19 protein-coding genes and 1 tRNA gene are annotated in these 21,746 nt (G+C 34.4%); 9 read left to right on the top strand and 11 right to left on the bottom strand.

Translation table 11 applies throughout. The features are described from left to right. Positions 1–173 precede the first annotated feature (173 nt). From OPR35_RS03675 to OPR35_RS03655, 5 genes are all read left to right on the top strand, one after another. Complete coding sequence (locus tag OPR35_RS03675) at positions 174–3,377, top strand: glycoside hydrolase/phage tail family protein (RefSeq protein WP_265025021.1); 3,204 nt, start codon at positions 174–176, stop codon at positions 3,375–3,377. An 88-nt stretch (positions 3,378–3,465) separates the two neighbouring features. Further along, complete coding sequence (locus OPR35_RS03670; RefSeq protein WP_265025020.1) at positions 3,466–4,617, top strand: hypothetical protein; 1,152 nt, start codon at positions 3,466–3,468, stop codon at positions 4,615–4,617. Positions 4,618–4,820: 203 nt separating this feature from the next. Further along, positions 4,821–5,969 (top strand): hypothetical protein, encoded by a 1,149-nt coding sequence (locus OPR35_RS03665; protein ID WP_265025019.1) that lies wholly within the window; start codon positions 4,821–4,823, stop codon positions 5,967–5,969. Positions 5,970–6,074: 105 nt separating this feature from the next. Continuing rightward, a complete protein-coding gene (locus OPR35_RS03660; protein ID WP_007302637.1) occupies positions 6,075–6,899 on the top strand; it encodes a hypothetical protein in 825 nt (274 codons plus the stop codon). Positions 6,900–7,019: 120 nt separating this feature from the next. Beyond that, entirely contained in the window at positions 7,020–7,847 is an 828-nt protein-coding gene (locus OPR35_RS03655) for a hypothetical protein (RefSeq protein WP_213863955.1), read from the top strand. Positions 7,848–8,216: 369 nt separating this feature from the next. Here the strand turns inward: OPR35_RS03655 and lipA are convergent, their stop codons facing one another. From lipA to OPR35_RS03640, 3 genes are read right to left on the bottom strand one after another with little or no spacing between them, the layout of a single operon-like run. Then, positions 8,217–9,089, bottom strand: coding sequence for a lipoyl synthase (gene lipA / locus OPR35_RS03650; RefSeq protein ID WP_265025018.1), 873 nt, complete (start codon positions 9,087–9,089; stop codon positions 8,217–8,219). Next, a complete protein-coding gene (gene rpmB, locus OPR35_RS03645; protein WP_149168840.1) occupies positions 9,082–9,396 on the bottom strand; it encodes a 50S ribosomal protein L28 in 315 nt (104 codons plus the stop codon). Before rpmB ends, lipA begins: the two co-directional genes overlap by 8 nt. Positions 9,397–9,450: 54 nt before the next feature. Further along, a complete protein-coding gene (locus tag OPR35_RS03640; RefSeq protein ID WP_007302641.1) occupies positions 9,451–9,774 on the bottom strand; it encodes a DUF721 domain-containing protein in 324 nt (107 codons plus the stop codon). Between the two features lie 329 nt (positions 9,775–10,103). Here OPR35_RS03640 and OPR35_RS03635 point away from each other — a divergent pair, with 329 nt between their 5' ends. Next, positions 10,104–11,783, top strand: coding sequence for a recombinase family protein (locus OPR35_RS03635; RefSeq protein ID WP_265025017.1), 1,680 nt, complete (start codon positions 10,104–10,106; stop codon positions 11,781–11,783). 114 nt (positions 11,784–11,897) lie between these two features. On the opposite strand, the gene OPR35_RS03630 is transcribed toward OPR35_RS03635, so the two are convergent. The 5 genes from OPR35_RS03630 to rpsD form a co-directional block, all read right to left on the bottom strand. Continuing rightward, a complete protein-coding gene (locus tag OPR35_RS03630) occupies positions 11,898–13,130 on the bottom strand; it encodes an IS256 family transposase (protein WP_265024688.1) in 1,233 nt (410 codons plus the stop codon). 16 nt (positions 13,131–13,146) lie between these two features. Next, positions 13,147–13,473: a hypothetical protein gene (locus OPR35_RS03625; protein ID WP_265025016.1), complete on the bottom strand. Its 327-nt coding sequence runs from the start codon at positions 13,471–13,473 to the stop codon at positions 13,147–13,149. Between the two features lie 264 nt (positions 13,474–13,737). Then, positions 13,738–13,932, bottom strand: a complete 195-nt coding sequence (iscX, locus tag OPR35_RS03620) for a Fe-S cluster assembly protein IscX (RefSeq protein ID WP_026097274.1) — start codon at positions 13,930–13,932, stop codon at positions 13,738–13,740. A 20-nt stretch (positions 13,933–13,952) separates the two neighbouring features. Beyond that, positions 13,953–14,039, bottom strand: a tRNA-Leu gene (locus tag OPR35_RS03615). 10 nt (positions 14,040–14,049) lie between these two features. After that, complete coding sequence (gene rpsD, locus OPR35_RS03610) at positions 14,050–14,664, bottom strand: 30S ribosomal protein S4 (RefSeq protein ID WP_006012690.1); 615 nt, start codon at positions 14,662–14,664, stop codon at positions 14,050–14,052. 113 nt (positions 14,665–14,777) lie between these two features. Here rpsD and tkt point away from each other — a divergent pair, with 113 nt between their 5' ends. Next, positions 14,778–16,742 carry a transketolase gene (gene tkt, locus OPR35_RS03605; protein WP_265025015.1) on the top strand — a complete coding sequence of 655 codons (1,965 nt, stop codon included), beginning with the start codon at positions 14,778–14,780 and terminating at the stop codon, positions 16,740–16,742. 346 nt (positions 16,743–17,088) lie between these two features. On the opposite strand, the gene OPR35_RS03600 is transcribed toward tkt, so the two are convergent. The 3 genes from OPR35_RS03600 to OPR35_RS03590 all read right to left on the bottom strand — a co-directional run bounded on the left by OPR35_RS03600 (position 17,089) and on the right by OPR35_RS03590 (position 20,192). Beyond that, positions 17,089–17,856 carry a TomO hydrophobic C-terminal domain-containing protein gene (locus tag OPR35_RS03600; protein WP_265025014.1) on the bottom strand — a complete coding sequence of 256 codons (768 nt, stop codon included), beginning with the start codon at positions 17,854–17,856 and terminating at the stop codon, positions 17,089–17,091. Continuing rightward, positions 17,834–18,836, bottom strand: a protein-coding gene (locus tag OPR35_RS03595; RefSeq protein ID WP_230608967.1) for an IS630 family transposase whose coding sequence is annotated in 2 segments (ribosomal slippage) — positions 17,834–18,325 and positions 18,327–18,836 — 1,002 coding nt in all. Because the reading frame shifts where the segments join, the coding sequence is not laid out codon by codon here. The genes OPR35_RS03600 and OPR35_RS03595 overlap by 23 nt, the downstream gene beginning before the upstream one ends. A gap of 51 nt (positions 18,837–18,887) precedes the next feature. Further along, entirely contained in the window at positions 18,888–20,192 is a 1,305-nt protein-coding gene (locus OPR35_RS03590; protein WP_265025013.1) for an AAA family ATPase, read from the bottom strand. Between the two features lie 286 nt (positions 20,193–20,478). On the opposite strand from OPR35_RS03590, the gene OPR35_RS03585 reads away from it, so the two are divergent. Continuing rightward, positions 20,479–21,399 carry a ribose-phosphate diphosphokinase gene (locus OPR35_RS03585; protein ID WP_052264737.1) on the top strand — a complete coding sequence of 307 codons (921 nt, stop codon included), beginning with the start codon at positions 20,479–20,481 and terminating at the stop codon, positions 21,397–21,399. Continuing rightward, a complete protein-coding gene (gene gatC, locus OPR35_RS03580; protein ID WP_052264736.1) occupies positions 21,389–21,742 on the top strand; it encodes an Asp-tRNA(Asn)/Glu-tRNA(Gln) amidotransferase subunit GatC in 354 nt (117 codons plus the stop codon). The genes OPR35_RS03585 and gatC overlap by 11 nt, the downstream gene beginning before the upstream one ends. Positions 21,743–21,746 lie beyond the last annotated feature (4 nt).

The raw sequence follows: 21,746 nt of genomic DNA, 5'->3' as shown, positions 1-21,746 counted from the left end.
ACAATGGATCCCAGTGTCAGCTACTCGGATGACAGGAAAAGGGCTACTCGGATTACATCCTTTTTTTCCTGGATACCAGTCGCATGACACTACTATATAGTAGGTCCCAATTTTATCCCAGTCTGGGATCTTCTTTCAAAAATTCAAAACAATCTATTAAAAAGGAGAATATTATGTCTACAATAATTTTATCATCAATTTTAAGTAAAGCGGGCAGTATTTTTGGGCCAATTGGCCAGATTGTTGGCTCAGAACTCGGTGCTCTGCTTGGTGCACAGCTTGATAATGCAATATTTGGTCTTGATGCCGACCAAAAGATAACGCATGGGGCGAGGCTGAAAAATCTGCAAGTTCAAACCTCAACTTATGGCAAAGCAATTCCAATTATCTATGGCACTGCTCGCATTGCTGGAAACATTATTTGGTCACAGCCAATAAAAGAGGAGGCGATAACCACTCAAAATAAAACAGGAAGAGGTATAAATATTACATATAACTACTATGCAACACTCGCAATTGCAATTTGCAAGGGGAAAGTAGAAAAATTAAATAGAATCTGGGCGGATATAAAATCGCTTAGTTTTGATGAAATAGATTATACTTTTTACCACGGCAGAGAAGACCAAAACCCTGATCCGTTTATGTTATCAATCGAAGGTGAGAAGAATGTACCAGCTTATAGAGGAATATCTTACATAGTCATCAAAAATTTCCCTTTGGCAGACTATAGTAATCGTGTTCCGGTGTTTACATTTGAAGTGCAAACTGCACTGAAGCTCAATGGATTCTCAGTAGCAGAAAACATTAAAAATATCAATATCATACCAGGTTCAGGGGAGTTTGTGTATGATACGAAAATACAGAAGAAAATTGCACGAGAAAAAATAAGCAGTAGTCAATATATTCCCTATGGACCGGTACAAAGAGTAAATCACAATAATCACACAAAAAAGAGCGATGCTATGCTTTCTTTGGACCAATTGAAGGAAAGTTTACCAAATGTTGAATGGGCATCGGTAGTGGTTAATTGGTTTGCAAGCAGTTTGAATATCAAAGATTGTAAAATATATCCTGCAGTTGAATTTCAAGACGATTCTGCTATAGTGCCTGATGATTGGCAAGTGGGAAATATAACCAGGGATAATGCCCAGCTCATTTCAAAAGATAATCATGGCAATCCAAGATATGGTGGTACAGTTAGCGATGCAGCACTAATAAGATATATAGAAGAGCTGCATAGCAGAGGTTATAAGGTGATGCTCTATCCAATGCTCTTGCTTGACACAAAAAACAAAGAGTGGCGAGGAAAATTGAGCGGTACTCCTCAGGATATAAGTGATTTTTTTGAGAATCAGTATAGCAAATTCATAGAGCATTACACAAGCATTGCCAAACAAACTAAAGTGGAAGGGTTTATTATTGGTTCTGAGTTTGCTCAGCTTACCAGAGTAAAAGATGCGAAAGGCAATTATCCTGCAGTAGCAGAGCTAGTTAAAGTTGCAAAGCAAGTAAAATTTCAGCTTGGAAAAGAAGTAAACGTAACTTACGCTGCCGATTGGAGTGAGTATCATTCATATGATGGTTGGTATAATATGGATGAACTATGGTCTTCAGAGTTTATCGATGTTGTTGGCATAGATGCTTACTTTCCACTCACCGATGGCCCAGAACCTCCTTTTGGCTATTCCGCGAAAGATGTAACGGGTGGTTGGAGCAGTGGGGTAGGGTATGATTATTTTTACGATTACTCAAAAAGTGATCCTGAGAAAATAAAGTATAATGACAGCGAATATGCGTGGAAAAATATCGAGAAATGGTGGAGTGAAGTTCATGTAAATCCAGGTGGTAGTAAAACAAAATGGCAACCAAAAATGAAGAAAATATGGTTTACCGAATATGGATTTCCCAGTATGAACGGCTGCACTAATGAGCCCAATGTGTTTGTTGATAAAGGTAGTATAGAGAGTAAATATCCACGATACTCAAACGGAGAGGTGAGCTTTCTTTCGCAGAAAACTGCAATCGAAGGAACATTAAAAAAGTGGCAAAGCTCAGAAATGGTGGAGAAAATGTTCCTCTGGGCGTGGGATGCAAGGCCATTTCCTTATTTCCCCAATTTATGTGACATGTGGGCTGACTGCCATAACTGGCAGACCGGGCACTGGATTCAGGGAAAAATTTCACAACTTAATGTTTCCGATGTTTTGTCTGATCTGTTGCAAAAGGTAGGTCTCAAAGGCGATCAGTTTGATACAAGTGATGTTAAAGGATTACTATCTGGGTATGTAATAAATGATCAGCAACCCGTACGCTCAATTATTAAAATGCTGCGAAGGTGCTATTTTTTTGATGTGGTTGAACAGAACTCAAAACTGAAATTTATTCAAAAGGGCAGGGGAGTGAAAACTGAAATACCAATTGGCGAGATGGTTACCAATAACGTTGCAAAACTTGTTAATATTAGTCAGCTAGATTTAAATAGTAAAGTCAATGTTGTCTATTTTAACCGCAATTTTGGCTATCCAATTGATGTGAAATATGCTGAACTGCCAAAGCAGGGCAATGCTGCAACAGTTGAAATACCTCTCATTATGGAGGAAGGGGAGGCGCAAAATATAGCTGAAGTTTTACTTTATTCTTCGTGGCAAGAGAGAAATGTATACAACTTTAAGCTCCCGATAAAATATGCATGGCTTTTACCAAGTGATGTCATAGCAATTTCAGATGGCGAGAAAAGACATACGATGAGAATTATAAAAACAAAGTTTGAAAGCATGTCCATTCAAGTAATGGGAGTTGGTTATGATCCCTCTATATACAAGCTCTCCTTTCCTTCAACAAGATCACTTATGCTTAAAGAATACCCTCCTTCTCACATCAGTAAATCTATCGTAGAAATGATAGATTTACCGCATATTAAAGGTAATATCGCAAGTTTTACTTTAATTAGTGAAGAGGAAGGTTGGAAAGGAGCAACACTTTTTATTTCGTATGATGATAAAAATTATAAGCCCATCGCGAGCGCAAATATACAATCTACTTACGGATATGTAATCGAATTTACCGATGAGGGAATTACAGTAGTGCTACGTTTTGGTAAGCTAGACGTCATGAATCCAACTGTGTTAGCGCTGGTTGGAAAAGAGGTAATAAAATTCCAAGATGCCAAGCTTATAGATAAAAATAAATATAAGCTTAGCAACCTAATTAGAGGTCAAGAAGGGACTAAGAAATATGAACACACTGCAGGTGAAAAATTTATTCTACTTGATGATTCAATAATTTCTTTTGAAGTGCAAAAAGGGAGAAAGTTTTATCTTAAGGCAGTCACTTACGGTGATTCATTAGATAATACGGAAACAAAAATTGTAAACTGAGAGAGCGTAAGTGAAATCTTAATGTCTACTTGCATTTTATTAAAAAATCCACTATATTATAAATATAGCAATATAGTGAGGTAAAATTATGACTAATAGTGTAAATGAATTATCAAATAAAGCACCAATAATACTAACATGGGTGCCAAGAGTGCATGGTGCATCTTTACCAGATGGTAAAAATAGTAGATTGAATTATTTAGATATAATCAAGAATCATAAACTAAAGAATGAAGAGGAGAGGGATATATATCTGATTATCAACGGCCCAGGGTTTAAGCAAAGCCAAATAGATAATTTAAAGCGTGAACTGAAAGGAATTGAAGGAGTACATGTTATAGACTTGCATCAGTATGACTGGAGCGAAATAGATCAAGGATGGAAGATAGATGGTAAAGATACTAGTATCAAAGATTTCTTTAGAGATATGTATAACATGACAGATGAACAAAGAACATACTTTGCTGTTGAAATAGATACTTTTAGATTAGTTGCTCTGGCACTCTTAAAGCAGTTTTCGGAACATGAAGGTGGAATATATATAGATTTTGATTCTTTAAAAGCCATTAACTCTCATATAGGGAAGGATATAACAATCCCTGAAAAAATATTGTTAGGGAATGTAGTGGTAATGTTTGACCCGAATAGTAGAATAATTGTTCACACAAGCTTAAATAATGATCTAATTGCAATAAATGATTCAAGCGTAGCAGTTGATATCTTATCTAAATATAAAAGTAAAATACTAAGTCAAAAAGAAATGTGCGGTGAATTATTAAAGTATTTAACTTTAATAATAAGTGAACTAGGTAATTGTATCCCTCATATGCTTAAAGAAAAGGAAGAGATGACAGAGGGACAAGAGAAAAATAAAATAGAAAAGATGATGAAAGAAATGATTAATAAGAAAGAGGATGCAGAAAGGTATGTAAAAGATTTAAGAGATTATAGAATAGCGGCGTTGTATGAACGAGCTTTTCTCCCCTTCCTTATCACACTTGGATTAAATTTAGGTCAATTCAATGTTGTAAGGGTAGTTGATTGTAAATTAGTTGGTCAAGAAGAAAGCAGACGTGAGTCATTTGATTTTAGAGAGAACAATGGTAACTATTCTATGGGTCTAGTAAATAGTGATGTATCCTGGATGAAAGGAAAAGATCTATACCGTGAACGAGTAGATAATAAGCTGGAAGGAGCAGAAGTAGACAGGGTAGCAATGGGAGAGCTATCACTTATATAGCATTGATTAAAGAACTTTCTAGTATCGTCGATTCGGTGCTAGAAAATTCAGTAAAGTAGTTAAAATATTAGCTGAAAAATAATTTTCTTCGAAACAGTCACCTACATATAGAAACGAGAATGTTTAAGCCCCTAGGAGATTTTATTTGTACGCCGCTAAAATTTCATTATAATATGAGTATGTTAATGTGTTGAGGTAAAATAATGATCGGTAATGTAAAAAAATTATCAAATGAAGCGCCAATAATACTAACATGGGTACCAAGAGTATATGGTGCATCTTTACCTGATGGTAAAAACAGTGACTTTAATTACTTAGATATAATAAAAAATCATAAATTAATAAATAAAGAAGAGAGGGATATATATTTGATTATCAACGGTCCTGGATTTGAAGAAAATCAAATAGATGATTTAAAGCGTGAACTGAAAGGAATGGAAGGAGTGCATGTTGTAGATTTACACCAATACGACTGGAGCGAAATAGATACAGGATGGAAGGTAGATGGTGAAGACATTAGCATAAAGGATTTCTTTAAGAATATGTATAATATGTCAGAGGAGCAAAGGATGTATTTTGCTGTTGAAATAGATACCTTTAGATTGATTGCTCTTGCTCTTTCAGAAAAAATGACAGGAGAGAAAGGTGCAATATATATAGACTTTGATTCTTTAAAAGCCATTGACACTCATATAGGAAAAGACATAACGATTTCTAAGGGAATTTTGTTAGGGCAAGTTACTGTACATGTTAATCAAGAGAGCGGCAAAATTATTAAAACGGATTTAAATAATGACTTGATTGCAGTAAGTTGTCCAAGTATAGCGATTAATATTTTAGCTCAATATAAAAGAGAAATACTGAGTCAAGAAAAAATGTGCTATGAGTTGGCAGAACGTTTATCTCGGTTTATGCAAAGAGAAGAATCACAATTTTTTACCGCATGTAAAAGATTGGAAGAAGAACAGCTGTGGGATTATGAGACGAAGAGATTAGTGAGAGTTATTAAATACGGATTAAAGAAGATAGAGTGTACAATAGGTGATCTCAAAAATGGTGAGATAAGAAAATTATATGAGCCACGGGTGTTAAGGTATATGCAACATCCTGAAGTAAGTATGAATTTGGGTCAATTTTATACTGTAGAAGTAATTCGTAGTGAATTAATTGGTCAAGACGAAAGTAAACTGAAGCTGTTTTGCTTCGAAGAGGACAATGGCAATTACGTTTGTACAATAAATGGTGACCTATCTTGGGCTAGAGGAGCAAACTTATACCATAAACAGGTAAAAAGTGAGTTAGAAAAAGTACAAGTAGATCAGATGGAATTGGAAAATCTATCGTTAGAGTAATCAAGTGTAAACCGGAAAGTAACTCAGGTTACAGTTGATAGTCTATATTATTAAAAGGTTAATAGTTATATATATATTATAGTATAAGAGCTATTAATAGTATATATGTCAAAAAAAATGATTAATGAGTTGAAAGATAAGGCGAGGGAGAGGAGATATGCTGATTTGAAGTCTACAGAAAGTTCTGATTATAGAACATATAAGGATTTGGATATGGACTTCAATAGTGAATATGAATTTGTTTGTGACCTTGTTATTAATGGGAAGGCAATAACTAATGATTTCATTAAAAATTTATATTTAAAACATGAAAATCTCATTACAGAAGATAAGGACAAAAAAGGGAGTTATCGTCTGTTTCTTAAGCAAATCTTCACGGAAGTATTTGTACACGCCGGTGCAGCAGTTCCAAATGACTCTATTATGGAAGAATTGATAACTTATTATAACAGGTCTGGGTACAAGCAATTCTTTTCTTCTCAAAGTCAAGCACTTCGTTCTTTTGGATTGTGCATGTATTCATTCCACTATTTAATTCCTTCTTACAGAGAAAGGACCTGTATAAGTTGTGAAGATCCAAATTATCTGAAGTTCAGTTTTAGCGTAAATGATGGTATATATAACGGTAATAAAATTTTAGTATGTGATTTACAAAACTCAGTGGAGTTTAAACTAAAATGTGAAGGTGAAAATGTGATATATGAAGAAGGTAAGGTTTCTCTCACTATTCCTAAGGAGCTGAAAAATTACAAAGCAAATGATAAGAATTTGTTTGACGTTATTATTGAGTATTTTCAGAAATTTTGCGAAAAATTTGGATTTCACTTTTTTGAGGAAAATTTTGAGTATAATCTGGATAAGCCACTTGGAGTATTAAGTGATATAAATACAACCAAAGACAAGAATCTAAACTTGAAGAATTTAAAATAAGATATTGAAATCTCCGCTTTTTTTAATAAGGTGAGTATAATAAAAAGTAAATCAAGTTTTACAGAAAACCTTTACTTATGATGAAAAGTACGTAATACGTATATAATATAAGATTGTGATATGTCAAAAAAAATAGTTAACGCATTGAAATCTGAAGTAAAAAAGCTCAAGTATTCTGATTTAAAATCTATACCAATGAAATCAGGTGGTTGGAGTAGCATAAACTCTGGTTACAACACATATATTGACCTTGATAGATCACACAACCTTACTATCAACAAACAAAAAATAACCAATGAGCTTATCGAGGAGCTATATTCAAAACATAAAGATCTCATTTTAGGGAATGAAAAAGGGAAAAGAAACTATTGTTTGTTTCTTAAAGTAGTCTTTATGGAAATGTTTATACGTGTTGGTGCAACAGTTCCAAATGACTCTATTATAGAAGAATTGATAACTAGTTATCATCAAGAAGGATATAATCATTTTTTGTTTCTGCATTTATTAAAGGCTCTTTTTCCACTTGGCTTGCTTGTGTTAGATTCTGATATAATAATAACTTATAGTATGGATTGCCATAGTTCCAATTGTCTAAAACTCAGTTTTAGCATGGAATGTATAAGGGTACTTAGCAGTGATCTTGCTAGTGATATCAAAACACCAGGTTTTTACAGTTCAGTAGAATTTAAACTGAACTGTAAGGGTAGAAATGTAACATATGAAGATGGTAAAGTGTCTCTTATTATTCCGAAAGAGCTGAAAAATTATAAAACAAGTGGTAGAAGTTTGTGTGACATTACTATTGAGTATTTTCAAGAATTTTTTGGAAATTTGGGATTTAAATTTGAGACAAAAGTGGAACATAGTCTAGGGGAGCCACTGAAGGTGTTAAATGATGTAAGTGTGCTTTGCTCTCAGTTAGAATGTATCCGTTCAGCAGAGTGGTAAAATAAATTAGACGAAACTAATAAGTGGGTATCATGAAAATCCAGTCTTTTCATGCAAAAAAAAATGATGTCATTCCAGCGCGTGACCAGTTCTGATTGACTAATCAGTCTTCTGGATCCCAGTATCAAGTACTGGGATGACAAGAGTAAAGAGGAAACTGGGATGACATTATGAAGGCCTAGCAATTTATGACGGTGTCATTCCAGCGCGTGACCAGTTCTGATTGCCTGGTCAGTCCTCTTGGTTTCAGTGTTAGGCTACTCGAATAACAGGTGTTACTGAAATAACACCGATGGGCTACTGGAAGGATAAGAGGCTACTTGAATGAAAAGAAAGGGAGTGCACATTTCTTTGAACAGATAGGTTAAATTAGGTTGAAGTTTTAGCAGCAGCAAGTCTGTTAAAATCTTCTTCAGCGTGGTACGATGACCGCGTTAATGGGCTTGATGCAACTACCAAGAAGCCTTTAGAATAAGCAATATATTTATAATGCTCAAACTCTTCTGGAGTAACATATCTATCAATTTTTGCATGCTTTGGAGTTGGTTGCAGATATTGACCAATTGTAATGAAATCAACTTCGGCGCTACGTAAATCATCCATAACCTGAAAGATTTCTTCTTTTGTTTCTCCAAGACCAACCATAAGCCCTGACTTCGTGAAAAGTTTAGAATTAATCTGTTTCACCATCTTTAGCAAATATAGTGAATGAAAATAACGAGATCTTGGTCTTATTTTTGCATACAGCCTTGGCACTGTTTCGATGTTGTGGTTATAAACATCAGGTGATGCAATAGCTATTGCTTCAAACGCTCCTTTCTTATTTAAAAAATCAGGAGTGAGGATCTCTATTGTTGTTTCCGAAGTTATCTTTCTAATTTCTTCTATACACCTTATAAACTGATTTGCACCACCATCTGGTAAATCGTCACGGTCAACAGAGGTAATGACAACGTGCTTTAAATTTAACTTTTTTATTGCTTTTGCTAAATTTTCTGGTTCATGAGGATCGAGCTTATCAGGAATGCCAGTTGCAACGTTGCAAAACGCACAAGCACGAGTACAAACAGAACCGAGAATCATCACAGTAGCATGACGTTTATTCCAACATTCACCAATATTTGGACACGCAGCTTCTTCGCATACTGTATGTAAGTTATGTAGCTTAACAGTATTTAAGGTTTCATTGAATACTTTACCAGCTGGAGCTTTTGCTCTGAGCCATGTAGGCTTACTATGCATTTGAAACAGCTAGCTCTACCTCTTGTTTTGCTAAAACTTTCTTTAATCTTCTTTTTATCTTTTGCGCTTCTTTGCTTAGTTTAATTGTTTTTGTATTGAGCAAGAAAGCATCAAGATCACCTTTATAATCTATAGTTCTTAAAGTTCTTGTCGCTATACGAAAGCTAAACTTTTTTTCTAATATATTACTCGTTAATGTAACTTTATGTAAATTTAAGAGAAAGGTACGCTTTGTTTTACGATTTGAATGCGATACCTTATTACCAAAAGACTTTTTTCTATTTGTTAATTCACAAATTCTACTCACTTCAATATACCAATTTATCCTATATAACTAGGTTAACCTTATATAGTTAAATAGTCAACTCCCTTGCTTGATTTTTATACCGTATACTGCTTTATAGCCAAAAAACACTGTAATTTTTTCTATTACAAGAGAAACCATATGCTGCATTTCTAATGCTTTACTGCCATTTGTTACTAACAGATGCAGAACACCAGAATTTACGTTTTGTGCGTATGAGATCTTTTGTGGTTTTGTACATTCTGCTAATTCCTCTCCAACTATACTTTTCCAGTTTAAAATAAGACGTATTTCATTTTTGCTGATCTTATTTTTCATGCATTTTAATGCATAGTTTTCTATTATAGATTTTAATTTCTTTGGCCCGCTATATTTAAGCATAGTTTTCTATTAATCAGATTTTGTCATATTTACACTACCGACAATGTTGCAAAAAACATAAAAATAAAACTAGAGAAAACCATTTCTCGAAAACTTCTGTGTCCAGAACCAAGAGTCCGATTTACTTATAGCGCTAATAATCAATTAACCATCGGCTTTAAGGAATGATATGAACATATTATTTCAAGGAAAAGTCATGAGAAACAAGAGATTAGCTATCCAAATTAGCTGTAGCTATGAACCTAATCGGTTAGCAGAACAATGCTTATCAGATGCTTATGAAAAGGTAGTGTCAAAGGAAATAAGTCAAAAAAACTTAAAACATAAAAATGGGATTCAAGGAGGGTCAAATGGTAACAGTATGTTTATATGCGAGAGTTTCTTCGGGGAAACAAGTAGAAGGAAATACGATAGAAAGTCAAATTGCAGCTTTAGAGAAGCAAATTAATCTGGACGGATACAGATTGTTAAGTGAGTATAAATTTATTGATAACGGCTACAGTGGATCTCATTTAGTCCGCCCTGATTTAGAAAAATTACGTGATAAAGTAACAGAAGGTAAAATTGATAAGATTTACATTCATTCTCCTGATCGTTTATCTAGAAAATATGCATATCAAATGGTGCTGATTGAAGAATTTGAAAAAGCAGGAGCAAAAGTGGTTTTTTTAAATTATGAGATTAACGGTAACCCAGAATCTCAATTACTGTTACAAATGCAAGGTATGATAGCAGAATATGAACGTGCGAAAATTATGGAACGAAGTCGTCGTGGTAAAATCTATGCAGCTAACAAAGGCTATGTAAATGTAATGGGAGGAGCTCCTTATGGTTATCGTTATATAGATAAGCATATGGGAGGAGGACAAGCTTTATTTGAGATTAACGAAAAAGAAGCTGATGTCGTTCGTAAAGTATTTTTGTGGATAGGCAGAGAAAGAACAAGTATTGGGGAAGTATGTCGTCGGCTAAATACTATGTCCATTAAGACACAAAAAGGAAAAGAACGCTGGAATAAAGGTACAATTTGGAGTATGTTGAAAAACCCTGCTTACAAAGGACAAGCAGCTTTTGGTAGAAGAAGGTTAGGAGTAAGATTAAAGCAAGTAAGACCACAGAAAGGCTCTTGTGAGCAGCCAAAAAGTAACCACTCTGTCTATCCTGTTGAAAAAGCAAATTGGATTTATATTAAAGTGCCAAATATAGTAGATGAAGATATATTTGATATTGTTCAAGAACAATTAGCTGAAAATAGAAAAGTAGCAAGGACAAGAAAAAGAGGAGCAAAGTACTTACTACAAGGTTTAGTCATATGTAAGCGTTGTAATTACGGATGTTACGGAACTTGCATGAGAAGTAGACGAGAAGAAGAAGGTGGTCATTATGCATATTACCGTTGTAGTGGTAAAGATTCTTACCGTTTTGGTGGTAATAAGATTTGTGACAATAAACCCATTCGCTCAGATGCATTAGAAACAGCTGTGTGGGAAGAGGTTAAGCAGTTATTGAAAAATCCAAACAGGATTTTAGAAGAATACAAGCGTAGGCTTTCAGAACTAAAAAAATCATCATTGGATCAAAAAAGTGACCTGCTAGAGAAACAAGAAAATAAATTAAAACGTGGTATTGCTAGACTTATCGATAGTTATGCTCAAGAATATATCAATCAAGAGGAATTTGAACCACGAATTAAAGCAATGAAACAAAGCTTAAAAACAATTAAAGAAGAGAAGAAAAAGATATTTTATCAAAAGGAATTAGAACAGGAGGTAACTCTGGTTGTGGCCAATTTAGAAGACTTTTCTTCCAATATTACGTTAAACCTTGATAACGCAGACTGGTTAACTAAACGTGATATTATCAGAACATTGGTCAAGAGAATTGAAATTAACCTTGAGGACGTAAATGTGGTATTTCGCGTAAAAGAGCTACCGAACTCTTCTGGACATAATGGAAAGGAAAATAAAAATTTGCAACATTGTCGTAGGTGTATTCACAACATAGTGTGATGGATATTGTTTATAAGCTCCAGTAATTGCATCGACAGCAAAACCAGGTAACCATAGTAGATTCAATAAGGTAACGCTATGGGAACGTTCAAAAAAGTGTGTCAAGCCGCATTTTTAGTTCAACTCAATTTTCAATCTATCTGGAAAGAAAATATCAAGTTGAGACATAGTTAAAGCCCAATTAGGGAGAGCCATAATCCACCTTTGCTCTACCTTTTTTATAGCACAATATACCTGTTTGTACAAGGCATTTGTACTAGTAAATGAACCCTTAGTTTTAGTAAATTTCCTGATTTGTCTATGCAACCCCTCAATTGGATTAGTGGTGTAAATCAGCTTCCTAACTGGCCCAGAATACTTAAAATAACTGGATAAGTTTTCCCAATTGTTCTGCCAGGATTTTATAACTAAAGGATACTTTTCTCCCCATTTTTCTTCCAGCTCAAGCAGATAATTCTCAGCAATTTCTTTACTTGAAGCACGATATATTTTTTTCAGATCATTCATGAAAACTTTTACATCTTTACTGGATACATATTTCAGAGAATTTCTTATTTGGTGTACTATACATAGCTGCACTTCTGCACTGGGAAATACACTGTTGATGGCTGCAGGAAAGCTTTTTAGCCCATCTACACATGCAATCAGAATATCTTCTACTCCTCTTTCTTTGAGGTCATTTAAAACTCCCAACCAGAAGTTAGCTCCCTCACTTTCAGCCAGATAAAAACCTAATACTTCTTTTCTGCCATTTTGATTTATACCCAATATATTATACATGCATTTACTTACGCAATGTCCGTCCTCCTTGACCTTAAAAAACATGCCATCCATGAACACTATTGGATACACTGATTGCAATGGACGGCTGCGCCATTCATTGATTATTGGTAGCAGTTTATCAGTAATATTGGATATCTCTGCTGCTGATATTTTATGGTCATATATTTCCTCAACGTGTGAAGCTATGTCTCTGTATCCCATGCCACTGGCGTATGTACTTAAGACCTTTGCTTCAAGTTCTGGATGTAGGCTTGTTTGCCTTTTTTTGACTATTTGCGGTTCAAAGCTTCCTTCTCTGTCTCTTGGTGTTAATAGTTCAAATGAGCCTGAACTTGTACGTAAAGTTTTTGCATTCCTTCCATTTCTTCGGTTATTTTCTTCACTTTTAGCTGACATGTGGCTTTCTATTTCACCTTCCAGACTTGCCTCTAGCAGCCTTTTTATAAACGGTGTTAATGCTCCATCTCTTCCTGTCAATGGTCTTCCTTCTCGTATAGATGACAGGATATTTGTTTCTAATTCTTTATAATCTACCAAACCAGTAGTTCTATTTGCTTGACTCATATCAAACCTCCATTTTTTATATCAATTTATTACTTTTTTTTCGGTTTGACACACTTTTTTGAACATTCCCAACGCTATTAAAACTTTCACCTACCATCACATTTAATTGTTTATAATCTTCTTTTTTACAATCAACAAACAATGATCCCGAACCTCGATGAATAACCACTATTCCAGGGTTAGATGTGAGAGAATGATTCGTTCCAGATGGGTCACGTATGACACATTTGACTTTTTCTACTAAGTTATCGTTATCATCTACTACTTTCATTTTAATCTCTTGTGTAGAACCCGAAAGAATTGTTGCAAAACAACCGGTTAATAACACAATTGTAGACAACATTAAACAAATGTTTAGTAACCTAGAAGATATACAATATTGGTATATTTTAAACATAACAACCTCACAAATCAAATTTTATCATCCGTTAGGCTTAACATAACACATAAAAAGCAGTATTTGTATATTTTTGCCTAACTTGTAATCATTTTTAATTGTAATTTATTAAATTATTATGAAGCTAAGTAAAATTCGAGTAAAGTATAGTATTTCCAAGAAGATTATCTTTTTACTGTATGCCGTAATTTTCTTATAGCTATCTGTTTTTTAAGATCTTTCTGCAATCCAAGCTGCTTGAATGGCCTCTAATATTTTTTCATTACAATACTTTTCATCATCATCAAACTCCTTCAAACCCAAGATCTTTTTCTTAAGTTCAGTGAATCTAATACTAATTATATCCTTATTGGGAAACTTCTCTTCTAGAGCTTCTGCAATATCTTCTATATCAAGCCATTTCATACTTTTTTGATAAATTAAACTGGTGCCCATGGGGAGACTTGAACTCCCAAGGTCGCAAAACCCACGGATTTTAAGTCCGCTGCGTCTACCGATTCCGCCACACGGGCCTTATGTTGTTTATCTAGAGTAAAATTCTACTACTAAATTGACTTCCATGTCTGCTGAATAGGGGACTTCGGAATATTGAGGCGCTCTCAAATACTTCACTGAAAGTGCTTTGCTATCTGCCTCTAAATAATCTGGAGCCTTACGTTCTTGTTTTTGTTCAGCCTCTATTAATATAGGAATTTTTGCTGCTCTTTCCCTTATTTTTACTATATCACCAGGCTTCACTCTATAACTTGATATGTTAACCACCTTATCATTAACTGTAACATGTTTATGAGATATAAGCTGTTTTGCCGAGTAAATTGTTGGCACAAAACCAGAGTGATATAAAACAGAGCTTAACCTTGATTCTAAGGCACCAATAAAATTATCAGCCGTATAACCCTTTCTTTTGTAGGCATCTAAAAATGTACGTCTAAGCTGCTTACTTGAAATTGCATAGTAGAACTTAAATTTTTTATGTGCAGCAAACTGCTTACCAAAATCAGATAACTTCTTAAATCCAAGAATACCATGCTGACCTGGAGGGTATTTTCTTTTATTGACCGAATCTTTTGCTCTACCCCATAAGTTTACACCAAGCCTGCGACTGATTCTATACTTTCTATTGATAACAGTTGTCATACAAAAATTCTCACAATCTAACTATAAATTATTAATGATTTTAACATTAAGTGTCAACTTGTTTTTGCCACTATGATATAGTATACTTCACTTTTAAGTTTTCCTATTAATACATGAATCATCTACTACTAAAATCCATGGCAAATGCTGTCCGCTTTTTATCAATTGATGCAGTACAAAAAGCAAATTCTGGACATCCAGGTATGCCACTTGGCATGGCAGATGTTGCCACTGTATTATTTGCTAAATACCTAAACCATAACCCTGATGATTCTCAATGGATCAGTAGAGATCGTTTCGTCTTATCAAATGGTCACGGTTCAATGTTGCAATACTCTATATTATATCTGACAGGCTACATTAGTATAGATGAACTAAAAAACTTCAGGCAACTTACATCAAAAACTCCAGGTCACCCAGAATTTGGCTTAACTTCTGGTATAGAAGCAACAACAGGCCCGCTTGGTCAAGGATTTGCCACTGCTGTTGGCATGGCACTTGCTGAATCGATTCTTGAAAAGCAGTTTGAAATCAGTCACTACACTTATGTAATGCTAGGAGATGGCTGTCTTATGGAAGGTATAAGCCATGAAGCAGCGTCCCTTGCTGGGCATCTTAAATTAAATAAGCTGATAGCACTTTTTGACGACAATGACATCTCTATAGACGGCTCTACTAGCCTCTCTTGTTCTGATGATGTAGAAAAGCGTTTTTCAGCGTATGGATGGAATGTTGACAAAATCGATGGGCATGACTTTGATGCTATATCCCTTGCAATAGAGCAGGCACAAAAGTCTGATAAACCTACACTAATCTGTTGCAAAACTATTATCGGAAAATTTTCGAGCCGTGCTGGCACATCTTCTGCTCATAGTGGTGCCTTTACAGAGGAAGATGTAAAACAGATGAGAGAAAAATTGAATTGGAACTATGAACCATTTTATGTACCAGAAGATGTGAAAAACGCTTGGATGGAAACAGTTAAGAGGGCAAAACAAAACTATACATCCTTGATCAATGAAGAACTACAAAGAAGACTTGAGAAACGTTTGCCGAATAACATCGAGAGTGATTTGGCTAACCTGAAGAAACAAATATGTGAGCTCATGCCAAACGAAGCTACTCGATCTTCTTTCGGCAAAGTAATGGAAATATTGACTAAGTCTATGCCAGAACTAATTGGTGGCTCTGCTGATCTTACCGGTTCAAATTGTACTAAATATAAGCACATGCAGGCAATAGATAGTAATGATTATGGTGGCTCTTATGTACACTATGGAGTGAGAGAGCACGCTATGGCAGCTTGTATGAATGGTATGGCTCTTCATGGTGGGATTATTCCTTATGGTGGAACTTTTTTAGTATTTTCCGACTACTGCCGCCCTGCTATACGTCTTTCAGCCTTGATGAAACAGCAGGTTATATATGTAATGACTCATGACTCAATTGGAGTAGGAGAAGATGGTCCAACTCACCAGCCAATAGAGCATTTAGCTTCTCTGAGAGCTATACCAAATCTGTATGTTTTTAGGCCAGCAGATGCAATTGAAACTTTGGAGTGCATTAGCATTGCACTTGAAAAAAAAGAGTCACCTGCACTATTTGCGCTTTCAAGGCAAAATATTAATTACATGCACTCTTATACTGACCAATTGGCCAACCTATCAAAATTTGGTGCATATATACTATGCGAATATTCAGGGAAGCTAGAAGTGACGATATTTGCTACCGGATCTGAAGTTGAAATTGCAGTTGAGGCAAGAGAAAAATTACAGGAAAAAGGTGTAGGAACAAGGGTCATTTCTATGCCGTGTTGGAGGCTTTTTGACGAGCAAAGTGATGAATATAAAGGGGCAATATTAAATAATGACAGCATCAAAGTTGCAATTGAAGCTGGAAGTGAAGTGGGTTGGCATAAATATATAGGCTCAAACGGTATATTTATTGGCATGAAAAATTTTGGAGAATCAGCACCTTATGAAGCTCTTTATAAGCATTTTAATATTAGCGCTGACTATGTAGTAAAATGTGTTTGTGAAAACGCTTTTTATCATTCCACTGCCCATAAAATTACTTAATGAACTCAGCCAGTACCGTTATTATGATATATATAACAATTTTACAAAAATAATATCATAGAATTCAAGAATTGCTACGTGCTAAAAAAAGCAAAATGCTGTTTATAAGAATAAATGGCAAACACTCAACCAATTTCTATTTGTAAATCAGGTGAAGTCAAACCTATAAAAAATTTGGGAGTGTTCATACGCGTCAAGAAAGGTGGTTTTTTTAAAAATATCTTAAATTTTTGATCAAAAACTACCTCACTCTACACTTCCGCCATTTTCTTCAATTTAAGCTACAGCACCAGCAAGGACTTTTTAACTTGCCAAACAGGTACAGATTTAAAAGCCTAAAAACTATCTAAACAACTACAAGATTAGTAGTTTGATCAATTTCAACATTACTAAGTGTTGTATTTGCCTTATACAAACAGTAACATCCTGCTGCAAGAAAAATTAATGCAGCTACAGCGAATGAAAGACACATTGCTAAATGAAACATTGTCAAACTTGCACCAACAGCAGATGCTCCAGATAATACAAAAGAAATAGAGGCGTAACTACCTTGCCTTTTACTATTGTTGCTTGCTCCTAAGAATTTTTCATATTTACTATTTAGCTTTTTATTTTTACCTTCAAATTGTTCTTGTAGATCTTCAAAACGCTTCTCTAGTGTGCTTTCATGTTTCTTGAGTTCGGTTGTTACCATATTCTCGAATTCACTCTGTAGTTGAGTATATTTTTCAGTGATAGTCTTTAGATCATCCTTTAATTGAGTGTATTCTTTAGTACATTGAGTTACTTTAATTAAGTCTTTCCTTACAGAATCTAGGTCCTGTTTTAAGTAGCTGTTCTCAGAGTCAAGTTCTTCAAATCTTTCCTCACGTTCTTTCTGTAGCGCATTAATTTTAGTTTGTATACCATTAAGTAATTTAGTCACTTTAGCCAACTGTTGAGTATCTACAACATTTGGACCACTATTTGCAGAGCTATGACTTTCTACATTATTTTCATTATCAACAGGACTATTGAGTGACTCTAGATCATTATTAACTTGCTCACCTTCAGGCTCTTTAGATTTCTTCTCCTCATACCAAATTCCATTACTAATCGAACAAATAAGAAACATTACAAACTCGTTTAATAGTAGTGCTGGAAATACTGACAATAAAATTACACAGAACATCTGCAAGTAAGCCTATGGTATCGTAGACTCTGTTACGTAAAGTATTGTATTTGATATATTGCCACAACCTCTCAACAGGATTCAGTTCCGGTGAATAAGGAGGCAAGTATATAATGGTAATGTTTTCCTGAAATTTCAAACTTTTTGATCTATGCCAACTTGCACAATCCATTACAAGAAAGGCTTTTTTCGTGCCTAAATCTTTCGACATCTGCTCCAGAAATATATTCATACAATCAGTGTTTACATATGGAGCAAGTAGGCTGATTTTCTTACCACTTCTTGGATTTACCGCACTGTAGATATAGAAATTTTGTCTACCAATTTTCATTTTAACCTGCGTTCTGACCCCTTTTTTAAACCATCCGTGTCCGATTTTTGAATGAGTTCCAAATCGTGATTCATCAAAAAAACACCTCTTTTTCAGGGTGGGAATTGACTATTTTATTGAAGTATTTTTTAAACTCTTCTTGCTTGTTTTTATCTTGTTTATGGTGCATTGGCCTCGGTGTTATATAAGAAAATTTCATCCTTTGTATCTCACGGTGCACTGTTGATTTGCTAATGTTTAGGCCAAATTCCTCTGAGATTTTTATCTGCACTTCCTTAATAGTAATATTTGGATTTCTTTCTACCCATATTTCAATTTGCTCACGTTGATTTTTCTTTAATTTGCTTTTTCTTCGCCGCTGAGACGGGGCAAATAATCTTTCTACTCTACCAAATTTTAGATGCTTTATCCATTCAGTCAAAGCAGTCCTTGAAATTTTACATATTCTTGCCACAGCGCTTATACTACTTTCTTTTCCTGCTATCACCGCTTGTAACTTTTTTGAAACATATGCGTTATTTCTGACCTTTTTTAACATTTCTTTCGCCAAATTTACAACTTTTTCGTCTAATAGTTTTGACCTTAATGCCATTTATACCTCTCTATTTTATCTACTTTATTATCACTTCTTTCCCATTATTGTCTATCTGTTCTTTGCATAGTGGGAATTGGTATCAATTGCCTGAATGAAGTTATTAGTATCAATAGTGATTTTTCCTTCACCTTCAAAAAAAGATATAATATCCCTTGTTGTTTCATCTATTAAATATTCTAACTCAGCTCCCGAGAAACCATCAGTTTTATTTGCAAGTTTTTTAGTATCTACTTTAACTTCCAACCCTTCAATAACTTTGAATTTTTTTATATATAAGTTCAATATATCCTTACGCTGGGCACGACCTGGCAAAGGAATTTCAATATGATTAGAGAGACGGCCTGGCCTAATAAACGCTTTGTCTAAAACATCTCTACGATTAGTTGCAGCAATCACTGTTACACCTTCTAGTGAGTTGAAACCATCGAGCTCGGTTAAAAACTGATTCACAAGGCTGTCGCATGATTGAGCATGACTAGAACTACCACCGCTACCACGTTTTGTAGCAATACAATCAATTTCATCTATAAAAATTATACAAGGAGCATTTGCTCTTGCCTTTTTAAAAATTTCTCTTACGTACTTTTCACCTTCACCAATATACGATTTCAGAAATTCAGATGCAGAAACACTAATAAACTTTGCATTAGCTTGACATGCAATTGCACGAGCAATTTTGGTTTTACCATTTCCGGGTGGACCATAAAAAAGATAGCCTTTTTCTGGTTTGTAACCTATCTTTTTAAGTAATTCTTTATTTCTTTCTGGAATAGTACCAAGAATCTTGTTTAGCTCCTTTTTAACGCTTTCTGGAATTATAATATCATCAAGTGTTGTTTTATTTTCCGATTTAGCTGGATCAAAAATTTCTATTGAAGAGTTACTTTGTGTGAGTTTATTTATCAAACTATCTATTGTTCCAAAATTTTTTATACCTTTAACATTAAATTTTTTAAGATCAGCTAAAGCTTTTTCTCCTTTATCACCAATGTTGTTCAAAGCTACATCAAGTGAAGTAAGGTTTGTAAGATTACCATTAGCTAAAGCTTTTGCTCCTTCATCACCAATACTGTTCGAACTTAAATCAAGTTGAGTAAGGTTTGCAAGATTACCATTAGCTAAAGCTTTTGCTCCTTCATCACCAATACTGTTCGAACTTAAATCAAGTTGAGTAAGGTTTGCAAGATTACCATTAGCTAAAGCTTTTGCTCCTTCATCACCAATATAACAGCTTTTTAAACTAAGCTTTGTAATATGAGAATTAATCTCTAAAAAGCTTACTAATTCACTTACGGTTATTATTTTAAAGTCCAATTTTAGACAGCCGTTTTTAACAAGTTCATTAAAATTCATTTCGTTTCTCCATTAAATATATAAATATTTTAGTCTATATTTTAATAATTGTCAAATTTTTAATAAATCAAATGAAAAATTATAGAAGATGCTCAGTATCATAAAAAATTTACTTTATTTTTAAGTAGAAAAACAGTACGTACCTTTGTGAGAACAAGTTGCATGATAAGGAAACTGGTGAAATGTTTCGAGTAACTTTTCCGTTTCTATGAGCTACTTGGCAGCAAGAATAAAGTTTTAATCATTCCATGGTTTCTGTATAATTTTCAAAACTTAATTGGTATATATGAAGGTAATAATAGGTAGCGCTAGTAAACAATTAGGAGATTCAATAGCAAGTGGGCTAAATGCTCAGCTATTCCCCAATCAGGTGTCAAGATTTGCCGATGGTGAGGTAAATGTAGAAGTAGCAAATGATCTACGTAATCAAGAAGTATATATAGTACAATCTCTTTCTTCCCCTGTAAATGATAACCTTATGGAGCTTCTGCTTACAATTGATGCAGCAAAGAGATCTGGAGCCAAGAGAATAACAGCTATTATTCCTTATTACGGATACAGTAGGCAGGACAGGGTTATTAAAAACAATAATATGCAATCTGCTTTAAGTGCTAAATTAACTGCAAATCTTATTCAAACAGCTGGTGCAAACAGTGTTGCTGCTATTGATTTGCATTCAAGTCAAATTGAAGGTTTTTTTGATATACCAGTTACTAATCTAAGCTGTTTTGAAGTATTTGTTAACTCTATATACAAGGAAAACTTGGCAATAGTTGCGCCTGATGTTGGAGCAATTGGCAGAGCTCGTGCTTTTGCAAAGATTTTAGAGGAAAAACACAAGTTGGATAATAATATTATTATAGTAGATAAATATAGAGAAAAAGCAGGTACATCTCAGGTAATGAATGTAATCGGAGAAGTTGCAAACAAAAATTGTGTCATTGTTGATGATATAGTTGACTCTGGCGGAACATTATGTAATGCAGCCCTTGCTTTAAAAGACCGAGGAGCAAAGTCTGTAGTTTCATGCATTACACATGGCGTACTTTCAGGAAATGCAGTTGAGAAAATCTCTTCCTCTTCTCTGGATAAATTAGTAATTACGGACACCGTATTTCACAAATTTGAAAAAAATGATAAGATAGAGGTTGTTTCAATTGCAAATATTTTAATTTGCTTTATGCAAGGAGGTAAAAGTGCCAGCTAGATCAACAGAAGATGTTATCACTTCGTTAATAGAATTTGCAAATAAGAGAAAAATAACAATTACTAAGGAAGAAATGCTTAAAACTGCACAGCTTGTGAGGATTAAGTTATCCGATGATGAGATTAAATACTACTCAAAAGAACTGACAATGCTGGATTGGATACATGATACTTTGTTGAAAGTTAATACTGAAGGTGTTTCTCCTATGCGTTATGGAACTATAGATAAGGATGTCCATGTACGCGATGATATTATAAATTCTCAAAACATTAAAGAAGAAATATTATCCAATACAAAATCAGAGCATGGGTATTTCGTAGTACCGAAGGTTATAAACGATTAAGATA

The organism is Wolbachia endosymbiont (group B) of Protocalliphora azurea, from assembly GCF_947251865.1.
Classification (GTDB): Bacteria; Pseudomonadota; Alphaproteobacteria; order Rickettsiales; family Anaplasmataceae; genus Wolbachia.
This window is presented reverse-complemented; position numbering and strand designations above follow the sequence as displayed.

Excerpts from the sequence above, each read along its gene's own strand:
- OPR35_RS03660 (WP_007302637.1), top strand. The coding sequence starts at position 6,075 with ATGTCAAAAAAAATGATTAATGAGTTGAAAGATAAGGCGAGGGAGAGG.
- OPR35_RS03600 (WP_265025014.1), bottom strand. The coding sequence starts at position 17,856 with ATGTTTCTTATTTGTTCGATTAGTAATGGAATTTGGTATGAGGAGAAG.
- iscX (WP_026097274.1), bottom strand. The coding sequence starts at position 13,932 with ATGAAATGGCTTGATATAGAAGATATTGCAGAAGCTCTAGAAGAGAAG.
- OPR35_RS03630 (WP_265024688.1), bottom strand. The coding sequence starts at position 13,130 with ATGAGTCAAGCAAATAGAACTACTGGTTTGGTAGATTATAAAGAATTA.
- OPR35_RS03590 (WP_265025013.1), bottom strand. The coding sequence starts at position 20,192 with ATGAATTTTAATGAACTTGTTAAAAACGGCTGTCTAAAATTGGACTTT.
- OPR35_RS03640 (WP_007302641.1), bottom strand. The coding sequence starts at position 9,774 with ATGCTTAAATATAGCGGGCCAAAGAAATTAAAATCTATAATAGAAAAC.
- OPR35_RS03585 (WP_052264737.1), top strand. The coding sequence starts at position 20,479 with ATGAAGGTAATAATAGGTAGCGCTAGTAAACAATTAGGAGATTCAATA.
- OPR35_RS03655 (WP_213863955.1), top strand. The coding sequence starts at position 7,020 with ATGTCAAAAAAAATAGTTAACGCATTGAAATCTGAAGTAAAAAAGCTC.
- lipA (WP_265025018.1), bottom strand. The coding sequence starts at position 9,089 with ATGCATAGTAAGCCTACATGGCTCAGAGCAAAAGCTCCAGCTGGTAAA.
- tkt (WP_265025015.1), top strand. The coding sequence starts at position 14,778 with ATGAATCATCTACTACTAAAATCCATGGCAAATGCTGTCCGCTTTTTA.
- OPR35_RS03670 (WP_265025020.1), top strand. The coding sequence starts at position 3,466 with ATGACTAATAGTGTAAATGAATTATCAAATAAAGCACCAATAATACTA.
- OPR35_RS03625 (WP_265025016.1), bottom strand. The coding sequence starts at position 13,473 with ATGTTGTCTACAATTGTGTTATTAACCGGTTGTTTTGCAACAATTCTT.
- OPR35_RS03675 (WP_265025021.1), top strand. The coding sequence starts at position 174 with ATGTCTACAATAATTTTATCATCAATTTTAAGTAAAGCGGGCAGTATT.
- OPR35_RS03665 (WP_265025019.1), top strand. The coding sequence starts at position 4,821 with ATGATCGGTAATGTAAAAAAATTATCAAATGAAGCGCCAATAATACTA.
- OPR35_RS03635 (WP_265025017.1), top strand. The coding sequence starts at position 10,104 with ATGGGATTCAAGGAGGGTCAAATGGTAACAGTATGTTTATATGCGAGA.
- rpsD (WP_006012690.1), bottom strand. The coding sequence starts at position 14,664 with ATGACAACTGTTATCAATAGAAAGTATAGAATCAGTCGCAGGCTTGGT.